Source organism: Simplicispira sp. (assembly GCF_028687295.1).
In the GTDB taxonomy this organism is placed as follows: domain Bacteria; phylum Pseudomonadota; class Gammaproteobacteria; order Burkholderiales; family Burkholderiaceae_C; genus Simplicispira; species Simplicispira metamorpha.
In genome coordinates, this window is sequence record NZ_JAQUAL010000097.1 from 1 (window position 1) to 11,870 (window position 11,870).

The 11,870-nt window shown below is 62.0% G+C and carries 8 protein-coding genes; all 8 read left to right on the plus strand.

Translation table 11 applies throughout. The features are described from left to right. On the plus strand, window positions 1–2,346 hold a 2,346-nt coding region (locus PHX69_RS11180; protein ID WP_288043765.1), incomplete at its 5' end, for a DEAD/DEAH box helicase. 251 nt (window positions 2,347–2,597) lie between these two features. Then, window positions 2,598–3,188 carry a ribosome maturation factor RimP gene (gene rimP, locus PHX69_RS11185; protein ID WP_119014237.1) on the plus strand — a complete coding sequence of 197 codons (591 nt, stop codon included), beginning with the start codon at window positions 2,598–2,600 and terminating at the stop codon, window positions 3,186–3,188. Window positions 3,189–3,269: 81 nt separating this feature from the next. Continuing rightward, a complete protein-coding gene (gene nusA, locus PHX69_RS11190; RefSeq protein ID WP_288043766.1) occupies window positions 3,270–4,754 on the plus strand; it encodes a transcription termination factor NusA in 1,485 nt (494 codons plus the stop codon). Between the two features lie 24 nt (window positions 4,755–4,778). Further along, the gene (gene infB / locus PHX69_RS11195) at window positions 4,779–7,655 is read left to right on the plus strand and encodes a translation initiation factor IF-2 (RefSeq protein WP_288043767.1); all 2,877 of its coding nucleotides are present in this window, start codon (window positions 4,779–4,781) and stop codon (window positions 7,653–7,655) included. A 3-nt stretch (window positions 7,656–7,658) separates the two neighbouring features. Next, the gene (rbfA, locus tag PHX69_RS11200) at window positions 7,659–8,030 is read left to right on the plus strand and encodes a 30S ribosome-binding factor RbfA (RefSeq protein WP_288043768.1); all 372 of its coding nucleotides are present in this window, start codon (window positions 7,659–7,661) and stop codon (window positions 8,028–8,030) included. A 3-nt stretch (window positions 8,031–8,033) separates the two neighbouring features. Next, window positions 8,034–9,026 carry a tRNA pseudouridine(55) synthase TruB gene (truB, locus tag PHX69_RS11205; protein ID WP_288043769.1) on the plus strand — a complete coding sequence of 331 codons (993 nt, stop codon included), beginning with the start codon at window positions 8,034–8,036 and terminating at the stop codon, window positions 9,024–9,026. Then, window positions 9,023–10,843 carry a translational GTPase TypA gene (gene typA / locus PHX69_RS11210; RefSeq protein WP_288043770.1) on the plus strand — a complete coding sequence of 607 codons (1,821 nt, stop codon included), beginning with the start codon at window positions 9,023–9,025 and terminating at the stop codon, window positions 10,841–10,843. Before truB ends, typA begins: the two co-directional genes overlap by 4 nt. 193 nt (window positions 10,844–11,036) lie before the next feature. Then, a partial coding sequence (locus PHX69_RS11215; protein WP_288043771.1) for a 3-hydroxyisobutyryl-CoA hydrolase occupies window positions 11,037–11,870 on the plus strand: 834 nt, incomplete at its 3' end.

Below are 11,870 nucleotides of genomic sequence, written 5' to 3' on the forward strand. Positions count from 1 at the left end.
GTAGAGCTGTTGCAGGGTCTGGGCCCGCTGCCCGCCCCTCCGAGCGTGCATGGTATCCAGAAAGTCGATGGCGGTGCCCCGCGTGCACTGCTGCACCTGGCGCCCACACCAGCAGCGCAGGTGGCGCAGCAAGGGCTGCTGAACGCACAACTGCGCTTTGATTACCAAGGCCACTGCGGCTGGTGGGCCGGGCAGCCCGATGCCGTGCTGATCGACAGCGCCGAGGGCCGCCTGCTACTGCGCCGCACCCCCGAAGCCGAACGCCAGGCCATTGAGCGCCTGCTGGCGTTGGGCCTGCACCCGCGTGGCGATGGCGGTGACTTTGGTCTGCCCGGTGCCACCACCCAACACACCTGGCTGCAGTGGGCCGACAGCGATTTTGCTGCCCTGCGCAACGCCGGTTTTGAGGTCTTTTTGGACGATGCCCTGCAAGGCTGGCTCAGCCATGCCGACGATTTGCAGGTGCAACTGCAGCCGCACGGCCAGGGCGATGGGGACTTGCAGGCAGACACCGACACCTCGCCCTGGTTTGATTTGTCGCTGGGCATGGAGATCAATGGCCAGCGCCACAACATCCTGCCCTGGCTGCCCGATCTGCTGGCTGCTGTGGCCGATCTGCCCCTTGACAGTGCCACTGCCCAACCCCAATGGCCGCCGTTTGTCTATTTGCCATCGCCATGGGGCGAGGGCTTTGTGCGCGTGCCCACCGAGCCGCTCAAGCCCTGGCTGGCCGCGCTGCTCGATCTGGTGGGTGACCGTCAACACGATTTGTCGGGCCAGAGCCTGCGCCTGTCGCGCCTGGAGGCGCTGCGTACCAGCGCCGCCCTGGGCGAGGGCGTGGTCTGGGATGGCGCTCAGGCCCTGCGCACCCTGGTGCAGCAGCTGCAAGGTGCCGCCCACCTGCCCGACGTGGCCGTGCCCGCCAGCGTGCAGGCCGATTTGCGCCCCTACCAGCGTCACGGCCTCAACTGGCTGCAGTTTTTGCGCGCCCATGGCCTCAGCGGCATCCTGGCCGACGACATGGGGCTGGGCAAAACACTGCAAACGCTGGTGCATATCCAGGTCGAAAAAGACGCGGGCCGCCTTGCGTGCCCCGCGCTCATCGTGGCCCCGGTCAGCTTGATGGGGAACTGGCAGCGCGAGGCAGCGCGGTTCTGTCCGCAACTGCGCTGCCTGGTCTGGCATGGCAAAGAGCGCCATGCCCTGGCCGATGCCGTGGCCGATCACGATGTGGTTGTCGCCCCGTACTCGCTGTTGCAGCGCGACCGCGAACATTGGCTGGCGCACGAATGGCACCTGGTGGTGTTGGATGAGGCGCAGAACATCAAAAACGCCAGCACCCACGCCGCGCAAGTGGTGGGTGATTTGCAGTCACACCACCGGCTGTGCCTCTCGGGCACTCCCATGGAAAACCACCTCGGCGAAATCTGGAGCCTGTTCCACTTTTTGATGCCGGGTTTTCTGGCCAGCCAGAAGCGGTTTGGAGAGTTGTTTCGCGCGCCCATCGAAAAGCTGGGCGACACTACGCGCCTGGCCCAGCTGCGCGCGCGCGTCACACCCTTCATGCTGCGGCGCACCAAAGACCTGGTGGCGCACGAGCTGCCCGCCAAAATCGAGACGCTGATGCCTGTGGAGCTGGAAGGCAAGCAGGCTGATTTGTACGAAACCATCCGTTTGGGAATGGAAAAAACCGTGCGCGACGCACTGCAATCCAAGGGGCTGGCCAAGTCGCAAATCACCATCCTGGATGCCTTGCTCAAGCTGCGCCAGGTGTGCTGCGACCCACGCCTGGTGCCGCTGGAGGCAGCGAAAAAAGTCAAAAACTCGGCCAAGCTGGAGCAGTTGATGGACATGCTGCCCGAGATGCTGGCCGAAGGGCGGCGCATTTTGCTGTTCTCGCAGTTCACCAGCATGCTCAACCTGATTGAGGACGAGCTGAAAAAATGCCAGCTGCCCTGGGTCAAGCTCACCGGCCAGAGCCAAAAGCGCGACGCCATCATCGAGCGTTTCACCAGCGGCGAGGTGCCTTTGTTTCTCATCAGCCTCAAGGCGGGCGGCGTGGGACTGAACCTGCCCCAGGCCGATACGGTGATCCACTACGACCCCTGGTGGAACCCTGCGGTGGAAAACCAGGCCACCGACCGCGCCCACCGCATCGGCCAGTTGCAGAACGTCTGGGTGGTCAAGCTGGTGGCGCAGGGCACCATCGAAGAGCGCATTCTGGCCCTGCAAGAGCGCAAGGCGCAGCTGGCCGACAGCCTCTACAGCGGTGCGGCAGCGCGGCGCGAGCCCATGTTCACCGAAAGCGATTTGGCTGAATTGTTCAAACCGCTATCAAAAAAATAGCTACTTGCGCCCAGAGCACGGGCGTTAGAGGCCGATTTGATGCTTAACTGACGGGGAGAAGGCGCGTTCGGGTGGCGTGCTGGGTGTTGCGGGGCAATTCTTTGCCAATCGGCGGTTTGCAGGCTACAATACGCGCCTCACGACCAAACGGGCGGGTACCAACCGCCCGTTTTTTTGGTCGTTTGCTTTTGGAGCTCGAAGCCTCTGGGGGTTATCGGGTTTTTTGTTTTTCCGGGATTGAATCAAAGCACGTGGCATTGCAGCAAATAGTCGAACAAACGGTGGCGGGTCTGGGCTACGACCTGGTGGAGATTGAACGCTCTGCGGGTGGCCTGCTGCGCATCACCATTGATTGGCCCTGGGAGGCGCCGGTGCCCGGCGTGCCCGCTTTGCCCGACCAGTTCGTGACGGTGGAAGATTGCGAAAAAGTCACGCGCCAGCTGCAATTTGCACTGGAAGTCGATGGCGTTGAATACAAGCGTCTGGAGGTTTCCTCCCCCGGTATCGACCGTCCGCTGCGCAACGAGCAGGACTTTCTGCGCTTTGCCGGAGAGGTGATTGACATTACCCTCAAAAATCCTATGGGCGCTGCCGCCGCAGGTCAGGTCAGCGCCAATCGCAAAAAGTTTCGTGGCACGCTGGAGCGTACGGATGCCGGTGGCTGGCAAATCGTCTGGAGCGATGAGCCCGCGCCCAAGCCAGGGCAGCGGATCAGCAAAAAACGCGTGCCCGCGCCCTTGCAGGCCCTGGGATTCACACTGGACGAGCTGCGCGATGCGCGCCTGGCGCCTTTGGTGGATTTCAAAGGGCGCAGTGCAGGGGGCAATCCCACGCAAGGCTGATGGACTAGTGGTGGTATGGGTGGCGCGGGCCGGGGTTGCCGGGCTGTTGGATGCAGGTGAAGGAAACAGGAGAGTCGTCGCATGAATCGCGAATTATTGATGTTGGTTGAGGCCATTTCGCGCGAAAAAAACGTCGAGCGCGATGTGGTGCTCGGTGCCGTGGAATTGGCGCTGGCCCAGGCCACCAAAAAGCTGTATGAAGGCGATGTGGATATTCGCGTGGCGGTGGACCGCGACAGCGGCCACTACGAAACCTTTCGCCGCTGGCTGGTGGTGCCTGACGATGCCGGGCTGCAAAACCCCGAAGCTGAAGAGCTGCTCATGGATGCCCAAGAGCGCGTGCCCGGCATTGCCGTGGGCGAATACATCGAAGAAGCCATTGAGTCGGTGCCGATTGGCCGCATCGGTGCCATGGCAGCCAAGCAGGTTATCTTGCAAAAAATCCGCGACGCTGAGCGCGAGATGCTGCTCAACGACTTCATGTCCCGTGGCGAAAAAATCTTCACCGGCACCGTCAAGCGCATGGACAAGGGCGATTTGATCGTCGAGTCTGGCCGCGTGGAAGGCCGCCTGCGCCGCAGCGAAATGATCCCCAAAGAAAACCTGCGCAGTGGTGACCGTGTGCGCGCCATGATCATGGAAGTGGATCTGACGCTGCGCGGTGCGCCCATTGTGCTGTCGCGCTCGGCGCCGGAGTTCATGGTGGAACTGTTCCGCCATGAAGTGCCTGAAATTGAACAAGGCCTGCTCGAAATCAAGAGCTGCGCTCGCGACCCTGGCAGCCGTGCCAAGATTGCAGTGCTCTCGCACGACCGCCGTGTCGATCCTATCGGTACCTGCGTGGGCGTGCGCGGTACGCGTGTCAATGCTGTCACCAACGAGCTCGCTGGCGAGCGCGTGGACATCGTGCTGTGGTCTGAAGACCCGGCACAGTTTGTGATTGGTGCCCTGGCGCCGGCCAACGTGCAGTCCATCGTCGTCGATGAAGAAAAGCACGCCATGGACGTGGTGGTTGACGAGGAAAACCTCGCCATCGCCATTGGCCGTGGCGGCCAGAACGTGCGCCTGGCCTCTGACCTGACAGGTTGGAAAATCAACATCATGGATGCTGCCGAATCGGCGCAAAAACAGGCCAACGAGACCGATACGGCCCGTCGCCTGTTCATGGAAAAACTCGATGTGGACCAGGAAATGGCCGATATCCTCATTGCCGAAGGCTTTGAGAGTCTGGAAGAAGTGGCCTACGTGCCGCTGCAAGAGATGCTCGACATCGAGAGTTTTGACGAAGACACCGTGAACGAACTGCGGGCGCGGGCCAAGGATGCCCTGCTGACCATGGAGATCGCACGCGAAGAAAGCGTGGAAAGCGTGTCGCAAGAGTTGCGTGACCTGGAAGGTTTGACCCCCGAGCTGATTGCCAAGCTGGCTGAGGGTGGCATCCATACACGCGACGACCTGGCCGATTTGGCCATCGATGAACTGACCGATCTGACCGGCCAGTCCGAAGAAGAAGCCAAAGCCTTGATTTTGAAGGCACGCGAACATTGGTTCGCGGGGCAAGAGTAAAGGTCAGGGAGGCACGAACCACATATGTCCAGTACCACTGTCGCCGAGTTTGCTAGCGAACTCAAAAAATCCCCCGAAACCCTGCTTGAGCAACTCAAGTCGGCCGGTGTTTCCAAGGCAGCGCCCTCCGATGCGCTGACCGAATCTGACAAGCAAAAACTGCTTGCCCACTTGCAGGCCAGCCACGGCGTGGCCGCAGCAGACCGCAAGAAGATCACGCTGGTCACCCGTTCGACCAGCGAGATCAAACAAGCCGATGCCTCGGGCAAGGCACGCACCATCCAGGTGGAAGTGCGCAAGAAACGCACTTTCATCAAGCGCGAGGAGGGCGCGGAAGCCCCCGCTGAGGATGCGGCCCCTGAAGCGGCGGCACCACAGGCAACCCCTGCACAGGCAGAAAACCCTGAACTGGTGCGTCGCGAGGAAGAAGCACGCCGCCAGGCAGAGCTGATCCGCCGCCAGGAAACCGAGTTGGCAGAAAAGCGCCGCGAGCGCGAAATCCGCGAGCAGCGTGAGCGTGAAGCTGCTGAGCGTGCCGCTGCCTACGCTGCCCAGGAAGCAGAAAAGAAGGCCCAAGCCTCTGCTGTGAAGCAGGAAGCCTCCCGCGAGCAAGCGGCCGAGGCCGCTGCGCGTGCCGCTGCCCAGGCCGAAGCGCGTGCCAAAGCCGAGGCTGAATCCCGTGCCCGTGCGCAAGAGGAAGCGGCCCGTGCCAACGACCTCGGCGAGCGCCGTCGCAAGGCCGAGGCCGAGGCCGCTGCCATTCGCTCCATGATGTCTGCGCCTGCCAAAGTGCTGGTGGCCAAGAAGCCCGAAGAGCCCAAACCAGCGCCCAAGCCCGCCGCCGATGCCAAGAAGGGCACCTTGCACAAACCCGCTGTTGCTCCTGGCGCTTCTGCGCGTCCCGGCAGCGCGCCAGCAGCACCAGCCGCTGGTGCAGGTAAGGAAGTCAAATCCGCCAAGCTCTCGTCCAGCTGGGCTGGCGATGCTGCCAAGAAAAAAGAAATCAAGACCCGGGGCGACAGCACCGGTGGTGCAGGCCGTGGTGGCTGGCGCGGTGGTCCCAAGGGCGGCAGTGGCCGCCGTGGTAACGACCGCAATGACCGTGGTGGCGATCACCATGGCCACGCCGCACCCGTTGAGGCACGCATCATTGAAGTGCATGTGCCCGAAACCATTACCGTGGCCGAACTGGCGCACAAGATGTCGATCAAGGCGTCTGAAGTCATCAAGGCGCTGATGAAGATGGGCCAGATGGTCACCATCAACCAGCCGTTGGACCAAGACACCGCGATGATCATCGTGGAAGAGATGGGCCACAAGGCTGTGGTGGCGGCGCTGGACGATCCAGAAGCGTTCACGCAAGACGACGCAGCGCAGCAAGATGCTCCACTGATGCCGCGCGCTCCGGTGGTGACCGTGATGGGCCACGTGGACCACGGCAAAACCTCGCTGCTAGACTACATCCGCCGCACCAAGGTGGCGACGGGCGAAGCCGGTGGCATTACCCAGCATATTGGCGCTTACCACGTCGAAACCCCGCGCGGCATGGTGTCGTTCCTTGATACCCCGGGTCACGAGGCTTTCACGGCCATGCGTGCCCGTGGTGCCCAGGCCACCGACATCGTGATTCTGGTGGTGGCAGCCGACGATGGCGTCATGCCCCAGACCAAGGAAGCCATCAAGCACGCCAAGGCGGCCGGTGTTCCTATCGTGGTGGCCATCACCAAGTCCGACAAGCCCGATGCCAACCCCGACCGCGTCAAGCAAGAGCTGGTGGTGGAAGAGGTGGTGCCTGAGGAGTACGGTGGCGAGTCGCCTTTCGTGCCCGTGTCTTCCAAGACCGGCATGGGTATCGACGAGTTGCTGGAACAGGTGCTGCTGCAGGCAGAAGTGCTTGAACTCAAGGCCCCGGTCGAATCCATGGCCAAGGGCCTGGTCATCGAAGCCAAGCTCGACAAGGGCCGTGGCCCGGTCGCTACGGTGCTGGTGCAATCGGGCACGCTCAAGGTGGGCGATGTGGTGCTGGCTGGCCAGACCTTTGGCCGCGTGCGTGCCATGCTGGACGAAAACGGCAAGACGGCCAAGACCGCAGGCCCTTCCATTCCCGTCGAAATCCAGGGCCTGACCGAAGTGCCCCAGGCGGGCGATGAGTTCATGGTGCTGTCCGACGAGCGCCGTGCGCGCGAAATCGCAACCTACCGCGCTGGCAAGTTCCGCAACACCAAGCTGGCCAAGCAACAAGCGGCCAAGCTGGAAAACATGTTTGCCGACATGACGGCGGGCGAAGTGAAAATGCTGCCCATCATCGTCAAGGCCGACGTGCAGGGTTCGCAAGAAGCGCTGTCGCAGTCGCTGCTCAAGCTCTCGACCGACGAGGTCAAGGTGCAACTGGTGTACACGGGTGTGGGCGGCATCAGCGAGTCCGACATCAACTTGGCCATTGCTTCCAAGGCCATCGTCATCGGCTTCAACGTGCGGGCTGACGCCGGTGCGCGCAAGCTGGCCGAGAGCAATGGCGTGGATCTGCACTACTACAGCATCATTTACGACGCTGTGGATGAGCTGAAAGTGGCCATGTCCGGCATGCTGGCCCCCGAGCAGCGCGAAGAGATTCTCGGCACCGCCGAAATCCGCACGGTGTTCGTGGCCTCCAAGATCGGTACGGTGGCGGGCTCCTACATCACCTCCGGGATGGTGCACCGCAACGCCAAGTTCCGCCTGCTGCGCGACAACGTGGTGGTGTACACGGGCGACATCGACTCGCTCAAGCGCCTCAAGGACGATGTGCGCGAGGTCAAGGAAGGCTTCGAGTGCGGTATCAAGCTCAAGAACTACAACGACATCAAAGAAGGTGATCAGCTGGAGTTCTTCGAGATCAAGGAAATCGCGCGGACGCTGTAAGCCATGGCTGCCAAAAAGTCCACGACCCCCAACCGCGCCTTCAAGGTGTCCGACCAGATCCAGCGCGATCTGTCGGAGCTGATCGCGCGCGAGTTGAAAGACCCGCGCGTGGGCATGGTGACGCTGCAAGGCGTGGAGGTCACACCCGACTACGCCCATGCCAAGGTGTTCTTCAGCCTGCTGACGGGGGACCCGCAGCAGACGCAGATTGCCTTGAACCAGGCCGCAGGCTTTCTGCGCAACGGCCTGTTCAAGCGCCTGCACATCCACACCGTGCCCACGCTGCACTTTGTCTATGACCGCACCACCGAGCGGGCTGCTGACATGAACGCCTTGATTGCCAAGGCGGTTTCTTCCCGCGCCAAAGAGGATTGAGGCATGAACGCGCCACGCACGAGGGTGCAGCGGCGCCCTGTGCATGGGGTGTTGCTGCTTGACAAGCCGCTGGGTTTCTCCAGCAACGATGCCTTGCAAAAGGTCAAGTGGCTGCTGCGCGCTGAAAAAGCGGGCCATACCGGCACGCTCGATCCATTGGCCACGGGCGTGTTGCCCCTGTGCTTTGGTGCGGCCACCAAGTTCAGCCAGTTGCAGCTCGATGCCCCCAAAACCTACGAAGCCATCGCCCGCTTGGGCGTGACCACGACCACCGGCGATGCCGAAGGCCAAGTGCTGCGTGAATGCGCCGTTACCGCCGATATGCTCACGCCCGAGCGCCTGGCGCAGGTGCAGCAGCAATTTACCGGCGCCATCCGCCAGGTGCCGCCGATGTACAGCGCTTTGAAAAAAGACGGCAAGGCGCTGTACGAATATGCCCGTGCGGGAGTGGAAGTCGAACGTGCTGCGCGGGATATTCAGATTTATCAGTTAAATGTGGCTCCAGCCCTTACAGGGCAAGCGCAGCCAGCTATCAAAATCATAGTTACATGCAGCAAAGGCACGTATATCCGCACGCTCGGCGAAGACATCGGAGCGGCACTCGGGTGTGGCGCCCACCTGACCTTTTTGCGCCGCATTGATACCGGTGGCCTGGGGATTGACCGCTGCGTCACCCTGGCCGATCTCGAAGCCATGGACGAAGCCCAGCGCCTGGCCTGCCTGCAACCGCCCGAGGCGCTGCTGGCCGATCATCTGCACGTCACATTGGGCACCGAAGATGCAGCGCGCTTTCTGTCGGGCGTGCGCCGCCGGGGCGCCTGGCCCGACGCCAAGGCTGTGGCCGTGTTTGGACAATCGCCGCGTGCGCTGCTGGGCGTGGCCCATGTGGCCGCTGGCGAGCTGATTCCCGACCGGCTGCTCAGTCCCCTTGAAATTCAACAAATCCTGCAAAGTCAGCCGGGCGCATCCGCCGCCGGCATTTTGGAAACACCATGAGCACACAAATTCGCAATATCGCCATCATCGCCCACGTGGACCACGGCAAAACCACCATGGTGGACCAGCTGCTGCGCCAGTCCGGCACCTTCGCCGAGCACGAAAAAGTGGTCGATACCGTGATGGACAACAACGCCATCGAAAAAGAGCGCGGCATCACCATCCTGGCCAAAAACTGCGCCGTCAGCTGGGAAGGCACGCACATCAACATCGTCGATACCCCCGGCCACGCGGACTTTGGCGGTGAAGTCGAGCGCGCGCTGTCCATGGTGGATGGCGTGGTGCTGCTGATCGACGCGCAAGAGGGCCCCATGCCCCAGACGCGCTTTGTGACCAAGAAAGCCCTGGCCCTGGGCTTGAAGCCCATCGTCGTGGTCAACAAGGTGGACAAGCCCGGCGCCAACCCCGACAAGGTGGTGAATGCCGCGTTTGACCTGTTCGACAAGCTCGGCGCTACCGATGAGCAGCTCGATTTCCCCGTGGTGTATGCCTCGGGCATCAACGGCTGGTCGTCGCTGGAAGAAGGTGCGCCCGGTGAGCAGTGGGGCCCAGACATGTCTGCCCTGTTCAACACCATCTTGAAGCATGTACCTGCGCAAAAGGGCGACCCTGCCGCGCCGCTGCAACTGCAAATCTCCGCGCTGGACTTTTCCACCTTTGTCGGTCGTATCGGTGTGGGCCGCATCAGCCAGGGCACCATCAAGCCCAACATGGACGTGGTGGTGATGGAGGGGCCGGATGGTAAATCCGTCAAGGGCCGTATCAACCAGGTGCTGACCTTCCAGGGCCTGGACCGTGTGCAAGCCCTGGAGGCCGGCCCCGGCGAGATCGTGCTGATCAACGGCATTGCCGACATCGGCATCGGCGTGACCGTGACCGATCCGCTCAACCCGGCGCCGCTGCCCATGCTCAAGGTCGATGAGCCGACGCTGACCATGAACTTTTGCGTCAATACCAGCCCGCTGGCGGGTCGCGAAGGCAAGTACGTCACCAGCCGCCAGATCTGGGATCGCCTGCAAAAAGAGCTGCAACACAACGTGGCCCTGCGCGTCAATGAAACCGACGAAGAAGGCATTTTTGAAGTGATGGGCCGGGGCGAGTTGCACTTGACCATCTTGCTGGAAAACATGCGCCGCGAAGGCTACGAAATGGCCGTCTCCAAGCCACGCGTGCTGTTCAAGGACATTGACGGCGTCAAGCACGAGCCTATCGAGCTGGTCACTGCCGACATCGAAGAATCCCACCAGGGCGGCGTGATGCAGGCGCTGGGTGAGCGCAAGGGCGAGCTGGTGAACATGGAGCCCGATGGCCGTGGCCGTGTGCGCCTGGAATACCGCATCCCGGCCCGTGGCCTGATCGGTTTCACCAACGAGTTTTTGAACCTGACGCGCGGTTCGGGCCTGATTGCCAACATTTTTGATTGCTACGAGCCGCACAAGGGCGACATCGGTGGCCGCAAGAACGGTGTGCTGATCTCCATGGACGAAGGCGAAATCTTCACCTACGCGCTGGGCAAGCTCGACGACCGGGGCCGCATGTTCGTCAAGGCCAACGATCCGGTGTACGAAGGCATGATCGTCGGCATCCACAGCCGTGACAACGACCTGGTGGTCAACGCCACGCGCACCAAGCAGCTGACCAACTTCCGCGTTTCGGGCAAGGAAGATGCGATCAAGATCACGCCTCCGATCGATCTGACGCTGGAATACGGCGTGGAATTCATCGAGGACGACGAGCTGGTCGAAATCACGCCCAAGTCGATTCGCCTGCGCAAGCGCCACCTGAAAGAAAGCGACCGCAAGCGCGCTGGCCGTTGATTTGTGGCCTCTGCCCGGCACCTGGTGCCGGTGCATACGGAACAAGCCACCGCTGCTGCGGTGGCTTTTTTTTGGGCGGTGCGGTGCCAGGGCGGCATACCGTCACCTATTCCAACCCCGATGGCGCAATCGGTGCTGCGCCATATCGGACAATGTGCGCTTTTTGTTGTCAATCAACCAGAAGGGAAAAGCAATGACGGAGACAGTGTCTGAGGTATTGAGTGAAGTGCGCGGCCAGGTGGGCTTGATTACGTTGAACCGGCCCCGCGCGCTCAATGCGCTCTCGCTGGGCATGGTGCGTGATCTGATGGCCGTGTTGCTGGCCTGGAAAGATGACGACAAGGTGTTGGCGGTGGCCATTCGTGGCAGCAACAAGGAAGGCCCGTTTGGCGCCTTCTGCGCGGGCGGCGACATCCGCTTTCTGCACCAGGCCGGTAGCGTGGGCAACCCCGAGATTGAGGACTTCTTTACCGAGGAATATGCCCTCAACCACCTGATCCACAGCTACCCCAAGCCGTACATCGCCTTCATGGACGGCATCGTCATGGGCGGCGGCATGGGCATCAGCCAGGGGGCGGCGCTGCGCATCGTCACCGAGCGCACCAAGATGGCCATGCCCGAGACGGCGATTGGTCTGTTTCCCGACGTGGGCGGGGGCTACTTTTTGAGCCGCTGCCCGGGCCGCACGGGCGAGTGGCTGGCCCTGACCGGCGAGACCATCGGTGCTGGAGATGCCATCGCCTTGAATCTGGCCGATGGCTTTTTGGCCGTTGACCAGCAAGCCCGTGTCTGGGAGGCGCTGGGTGCGCAATCATTTGCCGATAGCGCGGCCATCAAGGCGTTTGTTGCTTCTCAATTGATAGCTGCTAGCGCCCATCTGGCAAGCGCTAGAGCCGAAATTGACCAATATTTTGCGCTGGACAGCGTGCCTGCCATCGTCGCCGCGCTGGAGGCCGCTGACAGCGACTGGGCCCGGGCTACCGCCGCCCTGCTGCGCAAGCGCTCGCCGCTGATGCTGCATGTGGTG